The sequence below is a fragment of the Brevundimonas sp. Leaf280 genome, assembly GCF_001422455.1.
Classification (GTDB): Bacteria; Pseudomonadota; Alphaproteobacteria; order Caulobacterales; family Caulobacteraceae; genus Brevundimonas.
In genome coordinates, this window is the sequence record NZ_LMNC01000003.1 from 1 (window position 1) to 26622 (window position 26622).

Consider the following 26622-nt stretch of genomic DNA (forward strand, 5'->3'; position numbering starts at 1 on the left):
GGCCATGGCCCTGAAGGCCATGGCCCTGAACGTGAACATCCCCGTTCCGTCCAAGTCGCTGCTCGCCGGCGCCTATGAAGGCCAGCTGTCCGTCAACATCCAAGCCTTCTGATCTTCAGAACGACTTGATCCAAGGTGTCGGCTGCGGCCGACACCTCCCTTCTTCAAGGAAACAGCATCATGAAACTGCAAGCTCTTCTTGCCGGCGCTGCTGCGCTGACCATGGTCGCCGCCCCCGCAATGGCCGGCACCGTTTACCACGCCTCGGCGACGGCCGGCGTCACGGCTGGTCCTGTGATCAACATTCCCGGCACTGGCGGCGTTTATCTGATCCCGAACGCCACCATCAACGAAACCTCCGAGCCTCTGGCTGCGCCGTATCTCGCTGGTCTTCAGGCCGCAGGCATCCACACGAACTCGAACCAAAACGTGTCGATGGTCCTGATTCAGGGCAGCTCGGCCGCGAACAACGGCACGGCTTCGAACAACGACGGCGCGACCTTCACCCTGAAGGGCGCTGTGTCGACGGACTGCGCCTACTATACCGGCCCATCGGCACCTACACCGGCACGGCTCAGCTGAACCCTGGCCTGAACAGCAACACCTCGCTGATCACGATCTCGGGCAGCTCGGCCGCGAACAACGGCACGGCTTCGAACAACGACGGCGCGACCTTCACCCTGAAGGGCGCTGTGTCGACGGACTGCGCCTACTATACCGGCAACGCCTCGACCACGATCGACTTCGGCACCATCGGCATCTACGCCTCGGACGACACCGGCCCGGCCAACGCCTTTGACATGACCGCTCCGGCCAACGTCACCATCGACACCAACCTGGCCGGCTGCAACACGTCCAACACCGTCACCGTGTCCAAGAACGACATCCGCGCCTTTGACATGACCGCTCCGGCCAACGTCACCATCGACACCAACCTGGCCGGCTGCAACACGTCCAACACCGTCACCGTGTCCAAGAACGACATCCGTGGCCTGGTGAACAACTCGGGCGCCGGTTACGACTCCAACGTCTTCCAGGCCAATCTGCCTTACTCGGTCATCGGCACCTACACCGCCGGCGCTGTCGGCTCCACGGCCGCCGCGACCAACGGCAACTATATCAACCTGGCCGCCAACGCCAACTCCACCAGCGCCAGCCACGGCGCCTGGAAGTCGGCCATGGCCCTGAACGTGAACATCCCCGTTCCGTCCAAGTCGCTGCTCGCCGGCGCCTATGAAGGCCAGCTGTCCGTCAACATCCAAGCCTTCTGATCTTCAGAACGACTTGAGATCAACGGGCGTCGACACCGCGTCGGCGCCCCCTTCTCGTTAAAGGGAGAACTACTGTGAAGCTTCAAGCTCTTCTTGCCGGCGTCGCCGCCCTTGCGCTGACCGCCGCCCCGGCTCTGGCCGGCAACCCGATCTATCAAGGCTCGGCCAGCGGCCCGTATGACGCCAACGGCAATGCCCAAAGCACCATCGGCACCTACACCGGCACGGCTCAGCTGAACCTGGCTCAAAACTACGTCAACGGCCCGAACAACCAAGGCGACGTTTCGCTGCTGCTGATCACGGGCGGCGCCGCCAACAACAATGGCACGGCGTCGAACAACGACGGCGCGACCTTCACCCTGAAGGGCGCTGTGTCGACGGACTGCGCCTATTACACCGGCAACGCCTCGACCACGATCGACTTCGGCACCATCGGCATCTACGCCTCGGACGACACCGGCCCGGCCAATGCCTTTGACATGACCGCTCCGGCCAACGTCACCATCGACACCAACCTGGCCGGCTGCAACACGTCCAACACCGTCACCGTGTCCAAGAACGACATCCGCGCCTTTGACATGACCGCTCCGGCCAACGTCACCATCGACACCAACCTGGCCGGCTGCAACACGTCCAACACCGTCACCGTGTCCAAGAACGACATCCGCGGCCTGGTGAACAACTCGGGCGCCGGTTACGACTCCAACGTCTTCCAGGCCAACCTGCCTTACTCGGTCACCGGCACCTACACCGCCGGCGCCGTCGGCTCCACGGCCGCCGCGACCAACGGCAACTACATCAACCTGGCCGCCAACGCCAACTCCACCAGCGCCAGCCACGGCGCCTGGAAGTCGGCCATGGCCCTGAACGTGAACATCCCCGTTCCGTCCAAGTCGCTGCTCGCCGGCGCCTATGAAGGCCAGCTGTCCGTCAACATCCAAGCCTTCTGATCTTCAGAACGACTTGAGATCAACGGTTGGGCCTGACGGAGATGGTCTNCTGGCCGCCAACGCCCTGGCCGCCAACGCCAACTCCACCAGCGCCAGCCACGGCGCCTGGAAGTCGGCCATGGCCCTGAACGTGAACATCCCCGTTCCGTCCAAGTCGCTGCTCGCCGGCGCCTATGAAGGCCAACTGAGCGTCAACATCCAAGCCTTCTGATCTTCAGAACGTCTTGAGAAACGGCGACAGGGGGGAATGCATGTCCCCCCTGTTTGCGTTTCAGTCACCATTGTTACGCCATACTTAAGTCAAGCTGGCGCGACGCTTGCAGCAGCCCGGGCGCGGCGGCTCGTGACGGGAATCTCAAGCCGGCGTCAGACCGGTCTTCGGGGGAAGTAGCACAATGTCTTCATCGTTCAGCGTTCGCAGGGGCCGGTCTGTCGCCTTGGCGATCGGCGTGCTTGCGGTTGCGCTCGTGATCATGGCGATCGCCGGCGCGGCATGGGCCATGCGCGTGTCGCCGATGGTGTCCGAACTGACCACGACCGGCGCCGGATCGGCCGCCCGGATCGAGGTCGGCAACGTCGGATCCGTCGCCTTGCCGTTCGAGACGCGCATCACGCGCATGGATATCGACGCCAACGGCAATGTGACCGAGACGGACGCCGACGACGACTTTCTGGTCTTCCCGCCCCAAGGGCTGGTGCCGGTCAATGGTCGTCAGGTGGTTCGGGTTCAGTGGGTCGGCGATCCCAAGATCGAGACCTCCCACGCCTATTACCTATGGGTCCGCCAGCTGCCGGTCGCCACCGACCCAACCGCCACGCCCGAGAGCGGCGGCGCGGTTTCGGTCCAGGTTCTCTACACAATGAAGGCGCTGATCGTCGTGGCGCCGCCCGGCGCCGAACCGAAGGTCGAGGTCGTCTCGGTGACGCCCGCCTTGGTCAGCCCGCCGGCGCCCGAGATCGATCCCACCCTCACGAACGGTCAGGCCGCGCCTCCGCCGCCCGCCGAACCCGGCATCGAGATCGTGGTGTCCAACACCGGCAAGCGCTACGCCCTGATGAGCGGCGCTACCTGGATTGTGGAAGGCACCGACACCGCCGGCCAGCCCTTCCGCCGCGAATACGACAGCGGTGAAATCTCCAAGACGGTCGGCGTCGGTTATCTGGCTCCCGGTGGCGGCAAGAGAACCTTCAAACTGCCCACCGGCACGGCGCTGGATCCCGCCAAGCCCGTCACGTTGAAGTTCGGACGATGAGAGCGCTGGGGGGCGTCTCGGTTCTCGCACTGGCCTGGGGGCTGGCGTGCGTTCCGGAATCATCGGCGTTGGCCGCCATTAGGGCAGCGAGCGCGGCCTACGAACAGGCGGCAGAGGATGCCACGGCGGCTCTGAACCGAGCCAGTCTGGCGGCTGGCGAAACCGCCGCCTCCGGCGCTCAAGCCATGCAGGCGCCTGCCCAGCCCGCGCCCGCCCCAACGGTGGCTGGGCCTACGCCCGATGCGCCGGCTCCGGTCGAGCAAACGCCGCCGACTGCATCTGCGCCTGCCGCGCCGCGCGAACGTCGCGACATCAACCCCTACGACCGCGACATCCCGATGACGGTGCCGCTGAACTTCAACAGCCGCGTTCTGGGCGAACTCCCTGTCGTGTTGACGCGTGACGACCGCTTCATTGTCGACACGGCGGGCTTCAAGACGCTGATCGATCCCTTGCTGACCCCGGAAGCGCAAACCGAACTCGCCACCCGCCTGCAAGGCGTCACGTCGTTTGCGCCTGAAGAGATCAACGACACCGGCATCCAACTGGACTATGACCCCGAGCAACTGGCCGTTCTGGTCCTGCGCATTGATCCGACGAAGCGCACGGTCGAGTCGCTGTTTCGGGGCGGTAAGCCGGAAACGCCGGGCCTGCCGCCCGAACCCTTCAGCGCCTATTTGAACAGCAACGTCTCGATCCAGCGTCGGGAATCGACCGGCGATGTCAGCAAGCCCAGCGTCTTCTTGAACGGCGCCATTCGCTACAAGCGTTTGGTCTTCGAAGCCGACGTTCAGGGCCGCGAGGATCTGTTCACGGGCGAATACAATGTCGAGCGTCGCTACGCCCGGTTCGTCTTCGATCAGCCCGAAGACTATCGCCGCTGGTATCTCGGCGATCTGGAACCGGAAATTCGTGGTCGGCAGGGTTTCTCGCAGCTCGGCGGGGTCGGCGTGTCGCGCCAGCGCCAACGCTTCGACTCCTTCCGCAACAATGTCCTGGCCGGTGGCCGTCAGCTGGTGCTGCAGGAAGCCTCGACGATCCGTGTGCTGAGAAACGGCGTCTTCGTGCGCGAGTTTCGCCTTGATCCTGGTCAGTACGACCTGACCAACCTGCCGCTAGAAACCGGCTCAAACGATATCCAGCTGGAGATCCAGAACGACTCGGGCCGCGCCGAAACCGTCGCCTACAGCGCCTATCTGGACGCCATCGAGCTTGAACCCGGCGACTACGAATACGGCGCCTATTTCGGCGCCATCAACAACGGCATCTTCGGATCGCCCGACTATTCCGAAGGCGAACTGGCCTTCACCGGCTTCTGGCGCAAGGCGTTCGAGAACCGACCTGCTGTGGGCATCGGCTTCCAGGCGTCGCAGGACGCCCAGACCTTGTCGGGCCAGAGCCAATTGATCCTTCGCAACGGCGCGCGCGTTCGCCTGGACGCCGCCGCCAGCAACGGCGATCCCGGCGTCGGCTACGCGTTTGCGCTGGGTTACGACCACGTCGTCGATCTGGGCGAGACCTTCGATAGCTGGACCGTCGTCGCCGACTTCACCTCGGAAGACTTCTCCTCCATCGGCAATCCGACCGGCCAGAACCCGACGTCGTGGGTGTTTTCGGGCGGCTATTCGCACCAGTTCTCGCAGGACTGGCTGGCGAACGTCAGCGCCTCCTATCGGATGAGCCGAAGCGATCTGATCGACGATTCCTATTCGATCAACGCCACCTCCACCTACCGGTTCGCCCCGGAGTGGAGCGCGCAGGTCGGGCTGGAATATTCCGACTTCGGCGCCAGCTTCGGCGGCTTCCAGTCCGGCGGCTTCGGCGCGACCTTCGCCCTAATCTGGCAGCCGCGTTACGATCGCCGTGTCGAAGGTCGCTATAACTCGGCCCGCAACAGCGGCAGCGTGCGCGCGCAGCAGTCCAGCGAGAACCGCGTCGGTTCCTTCGGCTATTCGCTTGCCTCCACCTATGACGATGGTCCCGCGACCGTTTCGGGTCAGGTCGATTATGTCGGCAACCGCTTCGACGCCAGCCTGAGCCACACGGCGTTCGGGCGGGACTTCTCGAATATCACGCAAGAGCAGATCACCAATCTGCGCTTCGGATCGTCGATCTCGACGACCGGGGGCAAGGTCGCTGTGGGCCGCAACATCTACGACAGCTTCGCCATCGTGTATCCGCACAAGAGCATCGACGATCATCCCGTCATCGTCGGCGACAGCTTCGAAGGCGGTCGCTACACCGGTCGCAGCGGCCTGCTGGGCGGCGCGGTGGCGAACAACCTGACCGCCTACGTGAACCAATCGGTGCGTTATGACGTGCTCGACGCGCCTTTGGGCTACAACATCGGCGACGGCATCGCGCGCGTCCGTCCGAGCTATAAGAGTGGCTATGCCATCCAAGTCGGCAGCGCCAAGTTCGTCAGCGCGCTGGGCCGTCTGGTCGGCAACCAAAACCGTCCTGTGTCGCTGATCTCGGGTCGTGTGACGCCCCTTGATGATGCGAACGCACAGCCCGAACTGTTCTTCACCAACTCGGTTGGACGGTTTGCAGTGCAGAACCTGGAGCCGGGCAAGCGCTATCGTGTCGAACTGTTCTCCACGCCGGCGCTCGGGTTCGAGTTTACGGTTCCTGCGGACAACGAAGGTCTGCTCGATCTCGAGACCATTGCCGTTCCGCTCGACGTGCCCGAAGCCTGAGCCCAAGACTTAGCCGAGGAGGCTGAAATGTCCCGTAATCGTACATCCGCCCTGGTCCTGGCCGCCGCTGCTGCGACGGCGACCTTGATGGCGGCCGCGCCCAGCCAGGCCGCGCCGGGCTGCCAACTGGTGATCGAATCCGGCGCCGATCAATGGATGATGCGCTACGAGCCGTTCGATCAGGACGTGGCCGTGCAGGAATTCGATGTCGCCGTGGTGAACCAGGGCGACGGACCCTGCACCGCCGTCAGCCGCGTCGAACTACGCGGCGAGCAGTTCGGTCTGGTCAACGAAGCCGGCGCCCAGCGTATGGCCTACGCCCTGGTCGACGAGCGAGGCGGCGCGGATGTTACGCCGCGCGCGGGCCAGAGCGCGCGCCGCATCGGCGTGCGGCCGCTGAACCTGGCGGCCGGCGAGCGGGGTTTGATGCGCTTCTCCTTCACCGCCGCCCCGGCTGAAACCCTGTCGGCGGGTCTCTACTCCCAGAACGCCTTCATCAATCTGGAAACACCGGACGGTCGACCGCTGGCGGAAAAGCCCGTCACGCTTAGCCTCCAGGTGCCTTCGGCCGCCGTCATGGGTCTGAAGGGCGAGTTTCGTCGCAACGGCGGCACGCCGACGATCGACCTGGGGGAACTGACTCAAGGCGTTCGGCAGCTGCGCACGACCCTCTATGTTCTGAGCACGGCCGGATATAGCGTGTCGGTGGCCTCGCAGAACCAGGGCCGCCTGCGTCAGGGCGCCAGCGAATGGTATGTGCCCTATGGTCTGGTGCTGGGCGATCGCGACATGGACCTGTCGCGCGGCGGTCGGGTCGATGTGGTGTCGCGTCGCGCGCGACTGGACGACTATCCGCTGACGATCAGCGTCGGCAGCACGACCGGCAAGCGCGCCGGCGACTATTCCGACATCCTGACCTTCACGGTCGCCGCGCTGTAAGCGCCGGCGCGAAACAAAAAGAGGCGGGGACGTCGCGCGTCCCCGCCTCTCTTCAACTGAGATGGATATGGTCGGCGATCAGATCGGCTGAATCGTCAGGGCCAGGATCAGCGGCTGTTCCAGTTCGACCTCATCGAAGCGATAGGACACCGAACGGATCGTCGCGATGCTGGAGCGGCGCAGGGTCTGCATGCCGGACTTGTCTAGATCAAACGTCCGGTCGCCGTAGAACATCACCGCCTTTTCGGTCAGCGACAACGGGCGATACTGGGCCGAGACGGTGAAGCCGCCGGGGCTGTTGCAGGCCTCGACCACCTCTCCAGAGCGACCGGCGGCCGCCAGGACGGGCGAGGTTGGCTTGACCCAACAGGCGACAGGCACAGTCGCGCGAAGGCGATAGGTGCCGCCTGCGGTCGGCCCGGCGAAGGCGGGAGCGGCGGCGGCGACCAGGCCGAGCCCGAGTGTGGCGGCGGCGAGAGCGCGAAGGATACCTTGGGTCATCTGCGGTTCCGATCTGCACATTGCAGAGGAACACTAGAACGCCGCCCGTTAAGGTCACGCGAGCGAACACGCCTAACGCGGCTTAACCTTGATCGCCGATGTTAATACGTCAGAAAGCATGATATTATGCATGGGAATACTAAAACTCTTCAGCCCTGATCTCTCTTTCAGCTCACCGCGCCGGACTTAGGCGGTCTGTTCGATGACTGCGGCCGCTTCGCTCTCGCGCGCATAGCGCTGGGCGATGATGGTGCAGGCGAACAGCTGGATCTGGTGGAACAGCATGATCGGCAGGACGATCAGCGGCACGGCGTGACCGGCGAACAGGATGCCCGCCATGGGGATGCCGGTGGCCATGCTCTTCTTGGAGCCGCAGAACAGGATCACGATCCGGTCGGGCCGGTCGAACTTCAGCGCGCGCCCGGCGAACAGGGTCAGGGCCAGGACGATGGCCAGCAGCCCGATGTTCAGGCCGATGACCTTGGCCAGATCCAGCGGCGCGACCTGGGACCAAACGCCGGCGACGACGCCCTCGCTGAAGGCGGCGTAGACGATCAGCAGGATCGACCCCCGGTCCACTAGGCCCGTCAGTCTGGCGTGACGACCCAGCCAGCCCTTCAGCAGGGGGCGGCACAGCTGGCCCACGGCGAAGGGGGCCAGGATCTGCAGGCCGATGTCGAGGATGGATTGCAGGTGGATTCCGCCGCCCGCCCCGCCGATCAGCAAGGCGACCAGCAGCGGCGTCACGATCACGCCCAGCAGGTTCGACAGGCTGGCGCTGGTCAGGGCGCCCGCGACATTGCCGCCGGCGATGGAGGTGAAGGCGATGGACGACTGCACCGTGGATGGCAGCAGGCACAGATAAAGCATCCCCGTTAGCAGATCGGGCTGAAGCGACCCTCGCATCAGAAAGACCAGGCCCAGCCCCAGCAGCGGAAACAGCAGGAAGGTCGATAGGAAGACCGTGCCCTGAAGCCGCCAGTGCAGCAGGCCCGCGCCGATGGCCGCCGGCGACATTCGCGCGCCATACAGAAAGAACAGCAGGGCGATAGCGGCCTTGACCACCCAGTCCATGACCACGGCCGCCTGTCCGCTGGCGGGGAACAGCGCCGCCAGGATCACCATGCCGATCAGGGCCAGCAGATAGCCGTCGATCGGCAGGCGGGACAGGAAACGAGGCATGGACGGCTCAGGCTGCGGCGGGGTGACGCACAGATAGGCGCATCAGCCCCCGCATTGAACCCGCGTCTTCAGGCCCCGGCGCGGTTCTTGACCAGATCGTCCACGACCGACGGGTCGGCCAGGGTCGAGGTGTCGCCCAGCGCGCCGATCTCGTTCTCGGCGATCTTGCGCAGGATGCGGCGCATGATCTTGCCCGACCGGGTCTTGGGCAGGCCCGGCGCCCACTGGATCACGTCGGGGGCGGCGATGGGGCCGATCTCGTGACGGACGTGAGCGACCAGGGCCTTTCTCAGATCCTCGGTCGCCTCGGCCCCGTTGTTCAGGGTGACATAGGCGTAGATGCCCTGGCCCTTGATGTCGTGCGGATAGCCGACAACGGCCGCCTCGGCGACATCGTCGTGCAGGACCAGTGCGCTCTCGACCTCGGCCGTGCCCATCCGGTGGCCCGAGACGTTGATGACGTCGTCAACCCGGCCGGTGATCCAGTAATAGCCGTCCTCGTCCCGGCGGCAGCCGTCGCCGGTGAAGTAGCGGCCAGGATAGGTCGAGAAATAGGTGTCGAAGAAGCGCTGGTCGTCGCCATAGACGGTACGCATCTGGCCCGGCCAGCTATCGGTGATGCACAGGTTGCCGGACGCCGCGCCCTCCAGCGGCTGGCCCTCGGCGTCCACGATCTGAAGCTCGACGCCGGGTAGCGGCAGGGTCGCCGATCCGGGCTTCAGGTCGGTGGCGCCGGGCAGGGGGGCGATCAGATGACCGCCCGTCTCGGTCTGCCACCAGGTGTCCACGATGGGGCAACGGCCGTCGCCGACCACCTCGTGATACCAGCGCCAGGCCTCGGGGTTGATCGGCTCTCCCACCGTGCCGAGCAGACGAAGCGAAGCGCGCGAAGAGGCCTTCACCGGCGCATCCCCCTCGCGCATCAGGGCGCGCAGGGCCGTGGGCGCGGTGTAGAAGATCTCGACCTTGTGCTTGTCGACCACGTGCCAGAAACGTCCGGCGTCGGGATAGTTGGGCACGCCTTCGAACATCAGGGTCGTCGCCGCATTCGCGAGCGGCCCATAGACCATGTAGGAGTGGCCGGTGACCCAGCCCACGTCCGCCGTGCACCAGAAGACCTCGCCGGGGCGATAGTCGAAGACGATCTCGTGCGTCCAGGCGGCCCAGAACAGATAGCCGCCCGTGGTGTGCAGCACGCCCTTGGGCTTTCCGGTCGAGCCGGAGGTGTAAAGGATAAACAGCGGATCCTCGGCGTTCATCGGCTCGGGCGGGCAGTCGGCGTCGGCCTTGGCGGCCTCCAGCCCATAGTCGAAGTCGCGGCCCTCGATCATCGGCACGTCGGCGCCGGTGCGGCGGATGACCAGGACGGTATCGACCTTCACCTTCGTCAGGGCCTCGTCGACATTGGCCTTTAGCGGAATGTGCTTGCCGCCGCGCAGGCCCTCGTCGGCGGTTATGACCAGGTTGGAGCCGCAGTCCTCGATCCGGCCGCACAGGCTGTCGGGAGAGAAGCCTCCGAAGACGACCGAATGCACCGCGCCGATGCGCGCGCAGGCCAGCATGGCGTAGGCGGCCTCGGGGATCATGGGCAGATACAGGGTGATCCGGTCGCCCTTCTTGGCCCCGTGCGCCTTCAGCACATTGGCCATGCGGCACACCTCGGCGTGCAGTTCGCCGAAGGTGATGTGGCGGCTGTCGGCGGGATCGTCGCCTTCCCAAATGATCGCCGTCTCGTCCTCGCGGTGGGGCAGGTGCCGGTCGATGCAGTTCGCCGAGACGTTCAGGACGCCGTCCTCGAACCAGCGAATACGGAAGTCTTGCTTATTGAAGGAGACGTCCTTGATCCGGGTCGGCGGCGTGATCCAGTCCAGACGCTTTGCCTGTTCGGCCCAGAAGGCGTCGGGCGTCTCGCGCGCGGCGATCCGCGCCGCCTCATAGGCCTCCCGGTTCATATGGGCCTTGTCGGCCCAGTCGGCAGGGACGGGATAGAGAGCGGGATCAGGCACGCGAGACGTCTCCGGCATCAAATCAGAATCCGTATTTGGCGAACAGGATCAGACGGGTCATGTCGCCGCTGGCGCCGGTTTCGATCTCGCGGTCCGCGAACATCAGCTCGGCCCCGACATCAAACGCCGTAACCGGCGACCAGATCAAGTTGGCGTGGAGGCTCTGGGCCGAACGGTTGGCGGCCAGGCCTGTGAAGCCGGTGTCGTTGTCCACCTTCTGCGCCGACCAGATCAGGCTGGAACGCCAGCCGGGCGCCCAGACGTGGCGATAGGCGGCGAAGCCGGCGACCACGCCGATGGAGTCCAACTCGCCCGAGGCGTCCACCACGGCGTCGTTGGAGAAGTTCAGCCCGACGTAGCGGCCGATGCCCTCGCCGCCCGTCACCATCAGGCGCAGATCGTCCTTGGCGCCGACCTTTATCTTGGTCGAGGCCGACAGACCCCAGCCCGTCGCAGTGGAATCGATGTTGCTGGCCGGGCTCTGGTATTTCAGCTGGCGCAGCAGGCCCGCGATCTGGAAATCGCCCCAGGGCTTGGACACCGCATAGCGGGCGGTGAAGTCCGGCAGGCTGCTGTCGTCGGCGACGATGCGCGCGCCGCCGCCGAACGGGGTCACGGTCGTCTCCGGGTTCTCGACCGAGACCGAGAAGGGACCGCGCGTATAGCGGACCTGGACCTGACGGGCGAAGACCGTGCCTTCCGCCGCGCCGATGAAGTCGGCGGACTCAGGCAGGACGGCGGTGTTCTGGAAGTTGGTCCACTCCTGACCGATCAGCCAGTTGTCGATGGTGATAAAGGCGCGACGCAGGGCCGGGTTGGCGGGACTGGTGGTCCTCTGGTCGCCGGCGCCGGGCAGGGTCTGGAAGTCCATCTCCATCCGCGTGCCGATCTTGTGGCCGCCGACCATGCCGTCGGTGGTCAGCCAGAACCGGGTCTGGCGGGCGTTGAAGTCGGTCGCCGTATCCTCATCGGTCCCGCCGATGGGGATGGAGCCGGGAATGTGGAATTCACGCAGCGCGTCGCCGTTTGCCGGATCGCCGCCGGAATAGCGGCTGGCGTAGGCGTCGACCTTGACGAAGCCGCCGAACTTGACCGTGTGGTCGCCGATGCGGAACCCTTCGCTGGGTGCGGCCGGCGCCGCGGCCTGCTGGACCGGGGCGGGCGCGACGGGGCGGGTCTCCAAGCGGATGATGTCCTGCTGTTGCGCCGCCTGCTGGGTTCGCGCGGCGACGACCTCGGACTTCAGGGCGTTCAACTGGGCTTCGAGTTGAGCGATGCGCGCCTCGAGCGCGGACTGGTCCGGGGCCGAGGCCAGGCTGGGCGTCGCCATCAGCGCAACGGCGGCGGCTCCCGCCATCAGGCTTTTCGTGATCATGATGAACCTCCCGCGCCCGTCTCGCGCGGGCGTCCCTTTGACGACCTTTCCGCCTCCGGCCTCGGGGAGCCATTGGCCATTGGTCTAATTTCGACCAAAGTCGAACCGCGCCATGATGGCGACGACGCGGCCGGTCAGACGCCGCGCACGGAAGGAAGCCCATGGATCGCATCGTCGTCGCCGACGACCATCCCCTGTTTCGCGCCGCCCTGCGCTCGGCCGTCGACAAGGCGGCGCCGGGCGCGGAGGTGGTGGAATGCGCCAGCCTGGCCGAGGCCCGCGCCGCGATGGTTGCGGGGTCCGTCGATCTGTTGCTGCTGGATCTGAAGCTGTCGGACAGCGAGGGGATGGCGGGTCTCGCCGCCGTGCGGGCCGAACAGCCGACCGTGCCGGTGGCGGTGGTCTCGGCCAGCGAGGACGCGCCCGTTGTGCGCCACGCCCTGGGTCTGGGCGCCGCCGGCTTTATTCCCAAGTCTTCGTCCCTGCCGCAGATGGTCGAGGCGATCGCGGCCATTCTCGCCGGCGACAGCTGGGCGCCGGATGTGCCCGAGGCCGACGACGATCTGGCCGGCCGCGTGGCCAGCCTGACGCCGTCGCAGCTGCGGATTCTCGAAGGGCTGAAGGCCGGCCGGCTGAACAAGCAGATCGCCTTCGACCTCGGCGTCTCCGAAGCCACCATCAAGGCGCATCTGACCAGCGTGTTTCGAAAGCTGGGCGTTCACAACCGGACCCAGGCGGTGATCCTGGCCAAGTCGCTGGACCCGGCTTAACTCGCCAACTCTTAGCTTGACAGGAAGGCCTTCAGCGCCGCCGGCTTGATCGGCTTCGGCAGCAAAACGGCGCCGGCCGCCGTCGCCTGTTCGTTCAGCCCGTCGCGGGTGTCGGCGGTGACCAGAGCGATGCGGCGCACGCCCTGGGGCCTCAGCCAGTCGATGACGGCGAACCCTTCGGGCCCATCGCCCAGATGCAGATCGACCACGGCGGCGTCGAACGGGCCGATCGCCGCCTTGGCCGCCTCGACGCCGGTGACCAGGGTCGGCCGCGCGCCCCAGCGGGTGAGCAGGGCGTTCAGCGCGTCTAGGATCACCGGCTCATTGTCCACGCACAGCACGCGCAAGCCCGCCAGCGGCAGGCGCGCCTCGCGCACCGGCGAGGCCTCGGCGGGCAGGTCGGCTGCGCTGCGCGGCACGGTGATCCGGAAGGTCGTGCCGCGCCCCACACGGGAACTCAGCTCCAGCGGGTGATCGAGCAGGCTGGACAGGCGGCGCACGATGGCCAGCCCTAGGCCCGCGCCCGGTTCGTCGACGGCGCCCGGCAGCCGCACGAACTCGCCGAAGACGGTTTCGTGTTCGGTGTCGGGAATGCCGCGTCCGGTGTCGCAGACGAACAGCTGCACCGTCTCGCCCCGCCGACGCGCCCCGACCAACACCCGGCCGGCATCCGTATAGCGGATGGCGTTGGCCACCAGATTTTGCAGCATGGAACGCAGCAGATCGCGGTCGGACGCGACCCACAGGCGGCTGGACATCACGGTCAGAGCCAGGCCTTTGGCCTCGGCCACGGGCGCGAACTCGCGGCGCAGTTCGTCGAACAGGCCGCCCAGCGACAGCCGCGCAACATTGGTCCGCACGCCGCCGGCTTCCAGCTTGGACAGGTTCAGCAGGGCGGTCAGCAGACGGTGGGCGCTGTCGATGGCGCGGTCCGCGTTGACCGCCAGGGTGCGGCTGGTCGCGTCTTCCAGCGCCGGCTCCTCCTTCAAGGCGGCGATGAACAGGCGGGCGGCGTGCAGCGGTTGCAGCAGGTCGTGGCTGGCGGCGGCCAGGAACCGGGTCTTGGAGGCAGTGGCGTCTTCGGCGACGCGTCGGGCCTCGTCCAACCGGGCGGTGCGGTCCGCAACGCGCGCCTCCAGCCGTTCGTTGGCCTCTTCCAGCTCACGCGCGGCTTGGCGCAGGGCGGTGATGTCGGTGTAGCTGGTGGCGTAGCCGCCGCCTGGGATCGGCGCGCCGGAGGAGCGCAGCACTCGGCCGTCGGGCTGCTGGCGTTCGTGGTCGTGGGGAATGCGGCGGCTCAGCGCTTCCAACCGCCGCTCGACCCAGGCCTCGATGTCGTCGGGGCTCTCGCCGCGCTCGGCGTTCAGGCGATAGATGACGGCGATGGGCAGGCCGACGTGGACGAAGCCGGCCGGCAGGTCGAACATGGCGACGTAGCGCCTGTTCCAGGCGGTGACGCGCAGATCCTCGTCCACCACGATCACGCCCTGGTCGATATTGTCGAGCGTGGTCTGCAGCAAGTCGCGGTTGAACTGAACCGCCTGGGACGCCTCGTCCAGCATCCGCACCACGTCCTCGGGCGCGCGCCCGACGCCGGCCAGCGCCGCCGCGATGACCCGCCGGGCCGAGGCCGCCCCGATGGCGCCGGCCAGCATCCGTTCGGCAGCGCGCGCCAGGGCCGCATCGGCCGGGTCGGCGTCACGCAGCTTGGTGTCGGTCTCATCGCCCCAGGCGGTGAAGGCGCGCTCGGCCCGTTCGTCGCCGATGAAGCGGGCGACCAGGGCGCGCAGATCGCCGACCGAGGCGCCCGACGGCGCGGGCCGGGCCTCCATCCAGTCCGGTCCCAACCGATCCACGAAGGCGCGGGCCTGAACCCGGTCGATCAAGCGGGGCTGGGCGAAGCGCGACACGCCGACATAGGCCGCCAGGTTCAACGCCAGGCTGACGAAGACGCCGAGCGCCAGCGGATCCTTGACCCCCATCATGACGTGCAGGTGCCAGGGCGCGCTGGGCGACAGCTGCGGCAGGGCCAGCATGACGATCCAGACGCCCATCCCGACCGTCATGCCCGCCAGCGCCCCTTGCGCATGGCCGCCGCGCCAGAGGACCGCGCCGAACAGGGCCGGCGCCAGCTGGGCCATCGCCGCGAAGGATACCAGCCCCATGGCCGCCAGGCCGCGCGACTGGTCCGTCGCCTGATAATAGAGCCAAGCCAGCAAGAGGACCGCGACAATGGCCCCGCGCCTGACCTGAAGGATGGTTCCCGCCATGTCCGAGGCGTCGCCGCGCACCCGCCAACGCTCGCGCGCCAGGAAGGGCAGGATCAGGCTGTTGGACACCATGGCCGACAGGGCGACGGCCTCGACGATGACCATGGCGGTGGCGGCGGAAAAGCCGCCGACGAAGACCACGGCCGTCAGCAGGGTCTCGCCGCGCTGGAACGGCAGGGCCAGCACCAGCAGGTCTGGATTCACCGACGGCGCAAACAGGGCGCCCGCCGCCACCAGCGGCAGCACCGCCAGACTGGTCAGCAGCAGATAGAGCGGAAAGATCCACCGCGCCCGCTTTACGTCCGACGGCTGACCGCCTTCGACGAAGGCGACGTGGAACTGTCGCGGCAGGCAGAAGATGGCCAGGGTCGACAGCAAGGTGATGGCGGTGAAGCGCGGCGTGACCTCGGGCGGCGCGGCCAGGGCGCCCAGGCCCTCGATGATGCGCGGGGGCGAGCCTTCGTTCAGCAGCAGGACCAGGGCGAAGATGGCGACGAACAGCAGGGCGCCCAGCTTGACCATCGACTCCAGGCCTATGGCCTGGATCAGGCCGCGATTGTGCTCGGTCAGGTCGGGACGGCGCGCCCCAAACAGGATGGCAAAGAAGGCCAGGACGCCAGCCAGCACCAGGACCGTCAGACCCTCGGACCCCGCAACTGGCGTGCCGGCGGTCAGCAGGGCGCCGGCCATCGACAGCGACTTCAGCTGCAGCGCGATATAGGGCAGCGACCCCAGGATGGCGACGACGGTGACGGCGGCGCCCAGGGTCTGGCTCTTGCCGTAGCGCGAGGCCACGAAGTCGGCCATGGAGCCGACGTTCTCGCGCCGGGCGGCCGCCGCGATCCGGCGCCACAGCGGAAACAGCAGGGTCAGGCCGATCACCGGGCCGATGTAGATGGGCAGATACTCCCACCCGTCGCGCGCCGCCGTGCCGACCGCGCCATAGTAGGTCCATGAGGTGCAGTAGATCGCCAGCGACAGGGCGTAGACCGACGGCCCCAGGCCCTTTCCGCGCGCGCGCGCCGACGGCCGTTCCTGGGACCAGGCGACGGCGAACAGCACCGCCATATAGGCGGCGACCAGGCCGAGGATCGTCAGGCTGAACATCGGGGCATCTGAACCGGGCACGAGGTGTTTCACAAGCGAAAGGCGGGCCGTCTTGCGACGACCCGCCCTTCATTCCGCCTGAAAGCAGGATCAGGCGTTCAGATCGACGTCCTTGCCTTCCTTGACCAACAGAAAGCCCAGAACGACCGTCCCCAGGGCCACCACGATCGGGTACCAGAGGCCGGAGTAGATGTTGCCCGTCGCCGCCACGATGGCGAAGGCGGTGGTCGGCAGGAAGCCGCCGAACCAGCCGTTGCCGATGTGATAGGGCAGGGACATGGAGGTGTAGCGGATATTGGTCGGGAACATCTCGACCAGGGCCGCCGCGATCGGTCCGTAGACCATGGTCACATAGAAGCCGAGGATGAACAGGATCAGCACCACCATCGGCTTGTTGACCAGGGCGCTGTCGGCCTTGGCCGGATAACCGGCGGCGGTCAGGGCCTCGCCCAGGCTCTTGTCCCAGGTCTTCTTCTGGGCGGCGAAGTCGGCCGGGGCCATGGCGTCGCCCCGGAAGCTGGGGATGACGGCTTGATCGCCGATGCGGACCTCGGCGACCGTTCCGGCAGGCGCCGCGACATTGGTGTAGGTCACGCCCGCCTTGGCCAGATAGGACTTGGCCACATCGCAGGAGTGGTTGAACACCGTCTTGCCCACCGGATCGAACTGAAGATTGCAGTCGGCCGGATCGGCGTAGACCGTGACCGGCGCCGAGGCGGCGGCGGCGGCCAGTTTCGGATTGGCGGCCTGGGTCAGGGCGTTGAACAGCGGGAAATACGTCAGGGCCGCGATCAGGCAGCCGGCCAGGATGATCGGCTTTCTGCCCACCTTGTCCGACAGCCAGCCCCAGAAGATGAAGAAGGGCGAAGCGGCCACAAGCGCGATGGTCAGCAGCACATAGACCAGGGTGGCGTCGACCTTCATGACCCGTTCCAGGAAGAACAGGGCGTAGAACTGGCCGGTGTACCAGATGACGGCCTGGCCGGCTGTGAGGCCCAGCAGGGCGATCAGCACGATCTTCAGGTTGGGCCATTTGCCGAAGCTGTCTTTCAGCGGGGTCTTGGAGCCCTTGCCCTCGGCCTTCATCTTCTTGAACGACGGGCTTTCGGCCAGCTTCAGGCGGATCCACAGGGACACGCCCAAGAGCAGGATCGAAACCAGGAACGGAATGCGCCAGCCCCAGGCGGCGAAGGCCTCTTCGCCGACCGCAAGCCGAACGCTCAGGATCACCACGAGGCTCAGCACCAGGCCTGCGGTCGCCGTGATCTGGATGAAGGAGGTGTAGAAGCCGCGTTTGCCCTGTGGGGCGTGCTCGGCGACGTAGGTGGCGGCGCCGCCATATTCACCGCCCAGGGCCAGGCCCTGGATCAGGCGCATCAGCACCAGGATGATGGGTGCGGCGATGCCGATCACCGCATAGGGCGGCAAGAGGCCGACGACGAAGGTCGACAGACCCATCAGCAGCATGGTGACGAGGAAGGTGTTCTTGCGTCCCCAAAGGTCGCCCAGCCGCCCGAAGACGATGGCGCCGAAGGGCCGCACCGCAAAGCCGGCGGCGAAGGCCATCAGGGCGAAGATGTAGCCGGTGGTTTCGTTGACGCCCGAGAAGAACTGGACGGTGATGATCGCCGCCAGAGAGCCGTAGAGATAGAAGTCGTACCACTCGATGACGGTGCCGACCGATGAGGCGAGGATGACCAGACGATCGCTGCGATCGACGGTGTGCTCCTCTCCTCCGGACGCAAGGGGTGCGTCGGTTGCCATGATCCATTTCCTCCCGTGTCGCCGTTATCGGCCGTTCTGCACATCCTTCAGGATGCGTGGACGCCGACATTGACCGAGAGCGGGGCGGGTGGAGAGAGCGACTTTGGTCGAGGATCGCCGGTCGCCAAGGCGACCTTGGGGTCGAGGATCGCTGGCGATCAGCCGTCGATGGAGATGACCGGGCCGAGCTTGGGTTGCGCCTTGCCGCGCCGGGCGCTGCGACGCTTCAACCAGGCGCGGATGCGGGTCTGGATCGGATTATCGATCGCGAAGTGGAAGGCGAAGGCGAAGGCGACCGCCGCCACGACGCCCAGGCCCCACAGGCCCCATTGAACGAAGAGGGGCAAGGCGACGCGCGCCTCGACCGCATTGACCACGCCGAACCAGACGATGCGGACCACCTCGTTGGAGATGAACATGGAGAAGGAGACCATGGCGGCCGTCTCCACCCACTTCGAGGGCTTGGTCACCGGCACGGCGCCGGCGGCCAGGATGATGATCGAGATCAGGGTCAGGGCAGTCAAAGCGTGCTTGTCGTGAAGCTGAAGGGCGAAGAAGCCGACTGCGGCGAGCACCCCGGCCCAGCCGGCCAGGCGCGGGGCGATCCAGACCTTCTGGGCGAACCAGGCCAGGCACATGCCTAGGAAGAACAGCGGCAGGGCGCGGATGATGCCGTAGCGCATCGGCATCTGATAGACGGGATAGCCGAGGAACGACCAGCACAGCTGGTTGGCGATCAGATAGACGCCGACGCCGACGGCCAGGGCCGACCACGGACCCAGACGCATCAGGCCGCGAATGATCCAGGGGAAGGCCAGATAGCAGCCAATCAGGGCCGAGATCGACCAGGTCGGGGCGTTCCAGCCCAGGCCGCCATGCACGCCATAGGATTGCAGCAGCAGCAGCTGGGCCGGCAGCTGATCCCAGGCGAACCATTCGGGATTGCGGGGCGGCGAGCCGGCGGCGGTGGCCAGAAGCACGAAGGCGACCAGCGACAAACCCATGATCAGGTGGGCGGGCACGACGCGCAGGAACCGCTTCAGGAAGAAGTCGCCGGGCGACATCCGGCCCTTGTCCACCGCCGCGCCATAGACGCGCATCAGCACATAGCCGCTGTCGATCAGGAAGAAGTTGGTCAGCAGAAAGCCGCCGCGTTCGAAGATCGGATTGATCAGATGGGCGAGCGGTTCGGGACCGGCGGCCTGGAAGTGATGCAGGATGATCAGGAAGGCCACGATGAAACGCAGCGCGTCCAGCCAGCCGCCGCGCGCGATCTGAACTGTCTCATTGCGGGTCGAAATCAGGGACCAGGGCATCGTCAACGCCTCCTTTGACCCCTCTACCGCAAGCTGCGGGCCAGTTCGCCTGTCAGGCGAACGTCACGACAGCACCAGACGCATGAACTCCTCGCGGGTGCGGGGGTCGTCGCGGACGACGCCGATCAGGTGGCTGGTCGACAGGCTGGCGCCGGGCGCATTGACGCCACGCAGGGTCATGCAGCTGTGCTCGGCCTCGATGACCACGCCGACGCCGTGCGGCTTCAGCACGGTCTGGATGGCCTCGGCGATCTCGGATGTCATCTTCTCCTGGATCTGAAGGCGGCGGGCGAAGCCGCGCACGACCCGGGCCAGTTTGGAGATGCCGACGACGCGGTCCGTCGGCAGATAGGCGACGTGCGCCTTGCCCACGACCGGCAGCATATGGTGCTCGCAGAAGCTGACGAAGCGGATGTCCTTCAGCACGACCAGCTGGTCGTAGCCGCCCGTCTCCTCGAAAGTCTTTTCCAGATAGGAGAGCGGATCGACCTCATAGCCCTGGAAAAGCTCGCGGTAGCTCTTGGCGACGCGGGCGGGGGTTTCCAGCAGACCTTCGCGGTCCGGGTTGTCGCCGGCCCATTCGATCAGGGTGCGGACGGCGGCTTCGGCGTCGGCCTGGGAGACTTTGGAGGCGGGGGCGTCGGTCATGGCGGCCTAGATAGCGGAGCGCTTGAGGGAAGGGGAGAGGGCGAGCCGTCCCATTACGAGGCGGACGCGCGTTCAGACGGTGGAGTCGGAAAAAGAGAGTCTAATTCGTCTAATTCGTCTGAAATCGAATGGCTGGCGCTCCTCGAGGCGAAGGCGGGGAAGTCGGCATCGAAGCGGCGCCGTTCAAGGCCAAACGCGATTTTTCCGTGGCCAGGTCTGGACGAAGACGCGTGTGGTTAGCGGCCTGTTAACCATCCTGTCGGCATTTTCTGCCCAGTAGTTGCTGGAGTGGGCCGATGAACGGCGCGGAAGTTCTGGACGTCGGGCGCGACGCCATCTGGCTGACGATCCAGCTGTGCCTGCCGGTGCTGCTTGTCGGGCTGGTCGTCGGCGTAGTGATCGGCCTGTTTCAGGCCCTGACGCAGATCCAGGAACAGACCCTGATCTATGCGCCCAAGATCATCGCCATCTTCGTTTCGCTGATCCTGTTCCTGCCGCTGATGGGCGCCCTGTTGGGCGGCTTCATGCGCCAGATCGCGGCCCGCATCGCGGGGATGTAGTGGACGCTTATGCGACCGCTGATCAGGTCTGGGCCGGGGGGCTGATCTTCGCCCGGATCGCGGCGATCCTGATGCTGATCCCCGGCTTTGGCGAGGCCTATGTGCCCCCGCGCGTGCGACTGTCGCTGGCGCTGGTCATCAGTCTGGCGCTGTGGCCGGTGGTGCGCGGTTCGCTGCCGGGCCTGCCGGACAGCATGGGGCTGATGGTCGGGTGGATCATCCGCGAGGTGGTCGTCGGCCTGATGATCGGCCTGCTGCTGCGCATTTTCATGAGCGCCTTGGCGACGGCGGGCGAGATCGTGTCGTTGCAGACGACGCTCAGCTTCGCCCAGACCGCCAATCCGATGCAGGCCCAGCCGGGCTCGACCATCGCCGCCTTTCTGGCCCTGCTGGGGGTGACGCTGCTGTTTGCCACCGACACCCACCACCTGTTCATCGCCGGCATGGTGGGCTCGTATCGGCTGATCTCGCCGGCCCAGCCGCTGATGATGGCCGACTTCACCCAGATGGCGGTGCGAACCCTGGGCGACAGCTTCCTGCTGGGCGTGCAGTTGTCGGCGCCGGTGCTGGTCTTCGCCTTGATCTTCAACCTGGCGTCCGGCCTAGTGGCGCGGGTCATGCCGTCGTTCCAGGTCTATTTCGCCGCCGCGCCCTTGAGCGTGATCCTGGGCCTGTCGATCTTCGCCCTGAGTCTGGGTGCGCTGGGCACCCTCTTCATCGACCGCTACCGCCGTCTGGCGGAGTATTTCGTGCTGGGAGGCCCTGGTGGCTGAAGGCGCGGATCCCGAGTCGAAAACCGAAGAGGCGACCCCGCGAAAGCTTGAGGACGCCCGAAAGAAGGGCGATGCGGCCAAGTCGCCCGACGTCGCCCAGGTGCTGTCGCTGGCGGGGGCGGCGGCGGTGATCCTGATGGGGGGAGGCTGGTTCGCCTCGTCCATCGCCGAACAGATGCTGCCCTTCATCGCCGCCCCGCACGAGATGCTGGGGGTGCTGAACTCGGGCGCCGGAAACCAGATCATGGTGCGCGCCGTCTGGGCCGTGGCGCCCTTTTTGGGAGCCGTCATGCTGGCGACCATCCTGGGCGGAGTCGGGGGCAATGTCGCCCAGTCAGGCCTGATCTTCACCGCCGAAAAGCTGAAGCCCAAATGGTCGGCGGTCAGTCCGATGCAGGGGTTCAAGCGCATCTTCGGTCCCGACGGCCTGGCGCAGTTCGTCAAGACCTTCCTGAAGCTGATAGCCGTCTGCGCCGTGTGCTGGATGGTGTTGAAGCCGCACCTGCGCGAATTCGAGAACATGGCCTCGATCAGCCCGCTGGCGATCCTGCCGCTGGCGCGCGACATGGCGATCTCGCTGTTCGTGGCCTCGATCATTTTGTTGGGGGCGACGGCCGGGGCGGACTTCATCTGGCAGAAGATGCGCTTCGCCAAGCGGATGCGGATGACCAAGGAAGAGCTGAAGGAAGACTTCAAACAGTCCGAAGGCGACCCGCACATCAAGGCCAAGCTGAAGCAGATCCGCATGCAGCGCAGCCGCCAGCGGATGATGGCCAATGTGCCCAAGGCCACCGTCATCGTGACCAACCCGACCCACTACTCGGTCGCCCTGCGCTATGAGCCGGATCAGGGCGACGGGGCGCCGATCTGTGTGGCCAAGGGCGTCGACGCCCTGGCCCTGCGCATCCGCGAAGTGGCGACCGAGCACGGCGTGCCGATCGTCGAGAACGTGCCGCTGGCGCGCGCCCTGTACGCCACCGTCGAGGTGGACGAGGTCATTCCGCGCGAACATTTCGACGCCGCCGCCAAGATCATCGGCTTCGTCTTCCAGTCCCGCAAGCGCCGGTAAGGCGGCGTCAGGATTTGGGCGTATGATCGCAACACTGATTCGCGAGGCTGTATGACGTCCACCCGCCGCCCTTCGTTCGACCTGTTGTCCGGCGTGATGGCGTTCGGCGTCGTGGCGGCGATTGCGGCCCTGGCCTATCCGGCGTTTCGCGCCAACCCGACCTCGGCGCCGGGACTGGTGCTGATCCTGACCGTGGGCGCCATCGCCCTGATCGGTCTGTTCGGCTTCCGTCGGGCGGCGGACGCCAAGCCGAGCAGCGACGCGGCCATCGAGGTGCTGGACGCCATGGCCGAACCGGCGGCGCTGGTCTGGGATTCAGGGCAGATCCTGGCCTTCAACGCCGCGTGGTCCGAGGCCAATGGCGCGACCGGCGCCCTGCCGCGCGGCAAGTCGGCCCAGGCGCTGTACATGGCCTTCGCCCAGGCGCGCAAAGGCGAGCCGGGCCGCGCCATCGTCATGATCGGACAGCGCGAGGTCGAGGTCGTCATCGGCCAGATCGGCGATGGAAAGACGGGCGAGGGACGGTTCCTGATGCGCGCCGCGCCGGACGCCGTCCTGCCCATCGCCGCCGCGCCCGTTCACACGCCCGCCGCCGCGACGACCGGCGAGGCGCGAGCCATGGCGGCCGGGGCGCCGTTCGGCTCGGCCGTGATCGGCGGCGACGACCTGTTTTCCGGCCGGGCGGAAGAAGCTAATCCGGCGCTGGCGGTCCTGACCGGACCGGGGGCGGCGCGCGATGCAGCCTTTGGGCATCTGTTCGATCCGGGCGGCATCGCCGAGGCGCGGCTGAAGCTGGCGGGCGGATCGTCGGGCCCGATCGAACTGGTCGCACGGGCCTATCCCGACAAGATGCTGCATCTGTATGTGGCGCCCGAGGGCGACAAGCGGCGCATCTGGCTGTTCGACGTCTCGGGTCAGAAGTCGATGGAGCTGCAGCTCAACCAGGCCCAGAAGATGCAGGCCGTGGGCCAGCTGGCCGGGGGCGTGGCGCACGACTTCAACAATCTGCTGACGGCGATCCAGCTTCAGCTTTCGGGTTTGCTGGAACGGCACCCGGTGGGCGATCCGTCCTACGAGGGCCTGAACGAGATCCGCCAGACGGCCATTCGCGCGGCCGACCTGGTGCGAAAATTGCTGGCCTTCTCGCGCAAGTCGACGGTGCGGCGCGAGCGGCTGGACCTGGGCGAACTGGTCGGCGAGTTCGCCATCCTGCTGCGGCGGCTGTTGCGCGAGGACGTCCGGCTGGAGACCGACTACGGACGCGACCTGCCAGTCGTGCTGGCCGACAAGTCTCAGCTGGAGACGGCGGTGATGAACCTGGCCGTCAATGCGCGCGACGCCATGCGCGGCGTGGTCGAGCCGGGCGCCGGCGTCGTCACCATCGCCACGCGCCGCTTGACGGGCGACGAGGCGCGAGCCCTGGGCTGGGTTGATGCGCCGACGGACGAGGTGGCCCTGATCGAGGTGTCGGACACCGGACCCGGCGTGCCGCCCGAACTGGCGGACAAGATTTTTGAACCCTTCTTCACCACCAAGGCGGTGAACGAGGGCACCGGCATGGGCCTGGCCACCGTCTACGGCATCGTGCAGCAGGCGGGCGGCCACATCACCGTCAGCAATATCGAAGGCGCGGGAGCCGCCTTCCGCATCTTCCTGCCGGCGGCGGGCGAGGCGGAACTGGCCGAGGTTCAGCCCGTCGAGGTCAAGGCCAAGGCGCCGCGCGACCTGTCGGGCGCCGGACGCATCCTGTTCGTCGAGGATGAGGACGCCGTGCGCGGCATCGCCGCCCGGCTGCTGCGTCAGCGCGGCTATGAGGTCATAGAGGCCGCCGACGGCGAGGAGGCCCTGTTGCTGGCCGAGGAACACGCCGGCCAGATCGACATGATGATCTCCGACGTCATCATGCCGGGGCTGGACGGGCCGTCCTTGCTGAAGAAGGCGCGCAAATATCTGGGCGACGCGCCGGTCATGTTCATCTCGGGCTATGCCGAGAGCGACTTCTCGGACCTGTTGCAGGACGAGACGGGCGTGTCCTTCCTGCCCAAGCCGCTGGACATCAAGACGCTGGCGGAGCGGGTGAAGCAGGAACTGCACGCGGGCTGACCGCCCGCATGAAGGGCGGGTTCAGGCGGCGCGGCGAAGCGCGGACGGCGCCTTTACATACAGGCCCCGGCGGCCGTTCACGGCGCGGAAGGCTACCGTCTCGCCTTCCAGACTTTCGTCCACGCCCAGAAGAAGGCAGCCGTCATCGACCAGGCGGCGTTCCAGTCCGTCGAGAAGACGCGCGCGTCGTGACGGGTCCATATCGGTCATGACATTTCGGCAGAAGATGACGTCGAAACGGGCGTCATCGGTCGGTTCGTCCAGCAGGTTGGCGCGACCGAAACGCACGGCGTCGGCCAGTTCGGCCTTGACGATCCACTGGTCTTCCCGCGGTTCGAACCAGCGCAGCATGGTTTTGGCCGTAAGCCCGCGCTGGATCTCGAAGCCGGTGTAGAGGCCCGAGCGCGCCTTCTCGATCGCGCGCTGCGACAGGTCGGTGGCGACCAGATCGACATCGACGCCGATCTCCCTGGCCGTCATGGCGATGGACCAGGCTTCCTGGCCGGTCGAGCAGCCGGCCGACCAGATCTTGATCCGTCCGTCGGGCCGCGCCTTGGACAGGGCCGGCAGCAGTTCGGTTTCGAGAATGCGGAAGGGGGTGCGGTCGCGACGGAACCAAGTCTCGGCGTTCAGCAGGGCCTCGATCACCGACCAGGCCAGCGAGGCGACCGGATTGACCCACAGGTTCGACAGCAAGGCCTCGACATTGGCGTAGCCCTCACGCCGCGCGATCGGACCCAGCCGGTGTTCGGCCAGGTGGATGCGATCCCGCGACAGCCGATAGCCGGCGCGGGTGGCGAGAAGGGACTGCAGCTTGTCGAAGTCCTCAGGCGTCATGCGGCGATCGCTCCGACCTCCGTCAGCTTGGACTGCAGGATTTCGCCGTCGAACGGCTTCATCACATAGTCGTCGGCGCCGGCGGCCAGGGCTTCGGCGATCCGCTCGGGGCGGGTCTCGATCGTGCAGAACAGCACCTTGGGTTGCTTGCCGCCCGGCATGGCGCGCAGCCGACGCAGGAAGGTGATGCCGTCCATCACAGGCATGTTCCAATCCACCAGCAGGACGTCGGGCATGGCGCCGGTGCAATAGGCCAGGGCCTCGGAGCCGTCCGCCGCCTCATCGACCTCATAGCCCAGGCCCTCGACGATGCGGCGCGCAACCTTGCGGATGATGCGGCTGTCGTCGACGATCAGGCAGGTTCGGAAGTCCAAGGTCGATCCCTCAATGACACGACGGCTTTCGCCCGTGGCGCATGGACTGTTTTTATCTCAAACGCCAGTTAATGAGTCGTTTGGAAACGCCTCACGCAGGCATTCGCGCGACCAGTGCGACCTTTCCGTCTTCAACCTTGACGCGTAGAGCGCCGCCGGCCTCGTTCACGGTCAGCCACAACCAGTAGGGCTGGATCCACTGGCCGGCCAGGCCCTCGACCAGGCGTTCGCCGGCCAGACCCGTGACGACCTCGGGCTTCAGCCGGGCGCGGGCGCCCTCGGCGAAGCCTTCCAGATAGAGCAGGCCGCTTTCCAGGCGCGACTGAATGGTTGCGACGCCGCCCATCGGCAGGGCGCCGACGGTCAGATAGGCGAGGTTGGTCAGGGCGCGGGCCTGGGGCTTAGTGAACTCGCCGTCGGCGATGCGCCAGTCGAGCGAGGCGCGGCCGCCCTGGACCATGCCGGACACCAGGCCTTCGATCTCGCGGGCGGTGAACTTCTCGCTGGTGGTAGCGGCGCCGAAGGCGACGCGGGCGAAGTGAACCAGGGCGACCATCTTCCTGGCGCTCTGCTCGATCAGGGCCAGGGCGTCGTCGCGCATGTCCTGAGCTGTCGGGTCCTGCATCAGGTCGAGGCCCGAGACGATGGCGCCCGACGGACTAATGAAGTCATGGCACAGCTTGGCCGCGATATAGGTCGCCAGCTCGGTCCCATCGACCGGAAGGTCCAGCGGAGCGGCGTCTGTGTCGTGGGGGGAGGTCATAATGTCTGGCGCGCTCAGGTCACAGTTCGTGTCGCGCGCGAAGTTGGAGTGATTTGCCGGTTCATGGAACCGCCCGGATGGTCTATCGACCC

Annotated in this window: 22 protein-coding genes; 11 read left to right on the top strand and 11 right to left on the bottom strand. The window is 66.5% G+C overall.

The genetic code is table 11. From position 1 onward, the window contains the following. Window positions 1-180: 180 nt before the first annotated feature. The 6 genes from ASF31_RS06120 (at window position 181) to ASF31_RS06150 (ending at window position 7112) form a co-directional block, all read left to right on the top strand. The gene (locus tag ASF31_RS06120; RefSeq protein ID WP_055753845.1) at window positions 181-582 is read left to right on the top strand and encodes a hypothetical protein; all 402 of its coding nucleotides are present in this window, start codon (window positions 181-183) and stop codon (window positions 580-582) included. Between the two features lie 110 nt (window positions 583-692). Further along, window positions 693-1271: a hypothetical protein gene (locus tag ASF31_RS06125; protein WP_055753846.1), complete on the top strand. Its 579-nt coding sequence runs from the start codon at window positions 693-695 to the stop codon at window positions 1269-1271. 74 nt (window positions 1272-1345) lie between these two features. Continuing rightward, window positions 1346-2221: a hypothetical protein gene (locus ASF31_RS06130; protein ID WP_055753847.1), complete on the top strand. Its 876-nt coding sequence runs from the start codon at window positions 1346-1348 to the stop codon at window positions 2219-2221. A gap of 395 nt (window positions 2222-2616) precedes the next feature. Next, window positions 2617-3474, top strand: a complete 858-nt coding sequence (locus ASF31_RS06140; RefSeq protein ID WP_082465056.1) for a hypothetical protein — start codon at window positions 2617-2619, stop codon at window positions 3472-3474. After that, on the top strand, window positions 3471-6173 hold the full coding sequence (locus ASF31_RS06145; protein ID WP_200918585.1) for a hypothetical protein: 2703 nt from the start codon (window positions 3471-3473) through the stop codon (window positions 6171-6173). The genes ASF31_RS06140 and ASF31_RS06145 overlap by 4 nt, the downstream gene beginning before the upstream one ends. Window positions 6174-6200: 27 nt before the next feature. After that, complete coding sequence (locus ASF31_RS06150) at window positions 6201-7112, top strand: hypothetical protein (RefSeq protein WP_055753851.1); 912 nt, start codon at window positions 6201-6203, stop codon at window positions 7110-7112. A 78-nt stretch (window positions 7113-7190) separates the two neighbouring features. Here ASF31_RS06150 and ASF31_RS06155 read toward each other — a convergent pair whose 3' ends face one another. From ASF31_RS06155 to ASF31_RS06170, 4 genes are all read right to left on the bottom strand, one after another. Then, on the bottom strand, window positions 7191-7613 hold the full coding sequence (locus ASF31_RS06155) for a hypothetical protein (protein WP_055753852.1): 423 nt from the start codon (window positions 7611-7613) through the stop codon (window positions 7191-7193). Between the two features lie 186 nt (window positions 7614-7799). Continuing rightward, entirely contained in the window at window positions 7800-8795 is a 996-nt protein-coding gene (locus tag ASF31_RS06160; protein ID WP_055753853.1) for a bile acid:sodium symporter family protein, read from the bottom strand. Between the two features lie 68 nt (window positions 8796-8863). After that, window positions 8864-10819: an acetate--CoA ligase gene (acs, locus tag ASF31_RS06165; protein ID WP_055754170.1), complete on the bottom strand. Its 1956-nt coding sequence runs from the start codon at window positions 10817-10819 to the stop codon at window positions 8864-8866. 4 nt (window positions 10820-10823) lie between these two features. Beyond that, window positions 10824-12176: a DcaP family trimeric outer membrane transporter gene (locus tag ASF31_RS06170; protein WP_055753854.1), complete on the bottom strand. Its 1353-nt coding sequence runs from the start codon at window positions 12174-12176 to the stop codon at window positions 10824-10826. A gap of 161 nt (window positions 12177-12337) precedes the next feature. Between ASF31_RS06170 and ASF31_RS06175 the strand changes: the two genes are divergently transcribed. Continuing rightward, window positions 12338-12946 (top strand): response regulator transcription factor, encoded by a 609-nt coding sequence (locus ASF31_RS06175; protein WP_055753855.1) that lies wholly within the window; start codon window positions 12338-12340, stop codon window positions 12944-12946. An 11-nt stretch (window positions 12947-12957) separates the two neighbouring features. Here the strand turns inward: ASF31_RS06175 and ASF31_RS06180 are convergent, their stop codons facing one another. From ASF31_RS06180 to folE, 4 genes are all read right to left on the bottom strand, one after another. Beyond that, window positions 12958-16323, bottom strand: a complete 3366-nt coding sequence (locus tag ASF31_RS06180) for a PAS-domain containing protein (protein WP_055753856.1) — start codon at window positions 16321-16323, stop codon at window positions 12958-12960. 90 nt (window positions 16324-16413) lie between these two features. After that, window positions 16414-18087, bottom strand: a complete 1674-nt coding sequence (locus ASF31_RS06185) for an MFS transporter (protein ID WP_055753857.1) — start codon at window positions 18085-18087, stop codon at window positions 16414-16416. A gap of 158 nt (window positions 18088-18245) precedes the next feature. Then, window positions 18246-19403 (bottom strand): acyltransferase, encoded by a 1158-nt coding sequence (locus ASF31_RS06190; RefSeq protein WP_055753858.1) that lies wholly within the window; start codon window positions 19401-19403, stop codon window positions 18246-18248. 63 nt (window positions 19404-19466) lie between these two features. Beyond that, window positions 19467-20051, bottom strand: coding sequence for a GTP cyclohydrolase I FolE (folE, locus tag ASF31_RS06195; protein ID WP_055753859.1), 585 nt, complete (start codon window positions 20049-20051; stop codon window positions 19467-19469). 296 nt (window positions 20052-20347) lie between these two features. Here folE and fliQ point away from each other — a divergent pair, with 296 nt between their 5' ends. Genes fliQ through cckA form a run of 4 tightly spaced genes read left to right on the top strand, consistent with a single transcriptional unit; the run spans window position 20348 to window position 24556 of the window. Then, window positions 20348-20611: a flagellar biosynthesis protein FliQ gene (gene fliQ, locus ASF31_RS06200; RefSeq protein ID WP_017505641.1), complete on the top strand. Its 264-nt coding sequence runs from the start codon at window positions 20348-20350 to the stop codon at window positions 20609-20611. Continuing rightward, entirely contained in the window at window positions 20611-21384 is a 774-nt protein-coding gene (fliR, locus tag ASF31_RS06205; protein WP_055753860.1) for a flagellar biosynthetic protein FliR, read from the top strand. Before fliQ ends, fliR begins: the two co-directional genes overlap by 1 nt. Further along, window positions 21377-22453, top strand: a complete 1077-nt coding sequence (gene flhB, locus ASF31_RS06210) for a flagellar biosynthesis protein FlhB (protein ID WP_055753861.1) — start codon at window positions 21377-21379, stop codon at window positions 22451-22453. Before fliR ends, flhB begins: the two co-directional genes overlap by 8 nt. A gap of 51 nt (window positions 22454-22504) precedes the next feature. Next, window positions 22505-24556: a cell cycle histidine kinase CckA gene (cckA, locus tag ASF31_RS06215; protein WP_055753862.1), complete on the top strand. Its 2052-nt coding sequence runs from the start codon at window positions 22505-22507 to the stop codon at window positions 24554-24556. Window positions 24557-24577: 21 nt separating this feature from the next. Here the strand turns inward: cckA and ASF31_RS06220 are convergent, their stop codons facing one another. The 3 genes from ASF31_RS06220 to chpT all read right to left on the bottom strand — a co-directional run bounded on the left by ASF31_RS06220 (window position 24578) and on the right by chpT (window position 26530). Beyond that, window positions 24578-25393 (bottom strand): protein-glutamate O-methyltransferase CheR, encoded by an 816-nt coding sequence (locus ASF31_RS06220; protein WP_055753863.1) that lies wholly within the window; start codon window positions 25391-25393, stop codon window positions 24578-24580. After that, window positions 25390-25767 carry a response regulator gene (locus ASF31_RS06225; protein WP_017505646.1) on the bottom strand — a complete coding sequence of 126 codons (378 nt, stop codon included), beginning with the start codon at window positions 25765-25767 and terminating at the stop codon, window positions 25390-25392. Before ASF31_RS06225 ends, ASF31_RS06220 begins: the two co-directional genes overlap by 4 nt. A gap of 91 nt (window positions 25768-25858) precedes the next feature. Next, the gene (gene chpT / locus ASF31_RS06230; protein WP_055753864.1) at window positions 25859-26530 is read right to left on the bottom strand and encodes a histidine phosphotransferase ChpT; all 672 of its coding nucleotides are present in this window, start codon (window positions 26528-26530) and stop codon (window positions 25859-25861) included. Between the last annotated feature and the right edge of the window lie 92 nt (window positions 26531-26622).

Coding starts and splice junctions, on each gene's coding strand:
- ASF31_RS06170 (WP_055753854.1), bottom strand. CDS start 12,176: ATGATCACGAAAAGCCTGATGGCGGGAGCCGCCGCCGTTGCGCTGATG.
- ASF31_RS06120 (WP_055753845.1), top strand. CDS start 181: ATGAAACTGCAAGCTCTTCTTGCCGGCGCTGCTGCGCTGACCATGGTC.
- ASF31_RS06180 (WP_055753856.1), bottom strand. CDS start 16,323: ATGTTCAGCCTGACGATCCTCGGCCTGGTCGCCGCCTATATGGCGGTG.
- ASF31_RS06160 (WP_055753853.1), bottom strand. CDS start 8,795: ATGCCTCGTTTCCTGTCCCGCCTGCCGATCGACGGCTATCTGCTGGCC.
- ASF31_RS06175 (WP_055753855.1), top strand. CDS start 12,338: ATGGATCGCATCGTCGTCGCCGACGACCATCCCCTGTTTCGCGCCGCC.
- ASF31_RS06145 (WP_200918585.1), top strand. CDS start 3,471: ATGAGAGCGCTGGGGGGCGTCTCGGTTCTCGCACTGGCCTGGGGGCTG.
- fliQ (WP_017505641.1), top strand. CDS start 20,348: ATGAACGGCGCGGAAGTTCTGGACGTCGGGCGCGACGCCATCTGGCTG.
- ASF31_RS06140 (WP_082465056.1), top strand. CDS start 2,617: ATGTCTTCATCGTTCAGCGTTCGCAGGGGCCGGTCTGTCGCCTTGGCG.
- chpT (WP_055753864.1), bottom strand. CDS start 26,530: ATGACCTCCCCCCACGACACAGACGCCGCTCCGCTGGACCTTCCGGTC.
- ASF31_RS06150 (WP_055753851.1), top strand. CDS start 6,201: ATGTCCCGTAATCGTACATCCGCCCTGGTCCTGGCCGCCGCTGCTGCG.
- ASF31_RS06190 (WP_055753858.1), bottom strand. CDS start 19,403: ATGCCCTGGTCCCTGATTTCGACCCGCAATGAGACAGTTCAGATCGCG.
- cckA (WP_055753862.1), top strand. CDS start 22,505: ATGACGTCCACCCGCCGCCCTTCGTTCGACCTGTTGTCCGGCGTGATG.
- ASF31_RS06155 (WP_055753852.1), bottom strand. CDS start 7,613: ATGACCCAAGGTATCCTTCGCGCTCTCGCCGCCGCCACACTCGGGCTC.
- ASF31_RS06185 (WP_055753857.1), bottom strand. CDS start 18,087: ATGGCAACCGACGCACCCCTTGCGTCCGGAGGAGAGGAGCACACCGTC.
- folE (WP_055753859.1), bottom strand. CDS start 20,051: ATGACCGACGCCCCCGCCTCCAAAGTCTCCCAGGCCGACGCCGAAGCC.
- ASF31_RS06220 (WP_055753863.1), bottom strand. CDS start 25,393: ATGACGCCTGAGGACTTCGACAAGCTGCAGTCCCTTCTCGCCACCCGC.
- acs (WP_055754170.1), bottom strand. CDS start 10,819: ATGCCGGAGACGTCTCGCGTGCCTGATCCCGCTCTCTATCCCGTCCCT.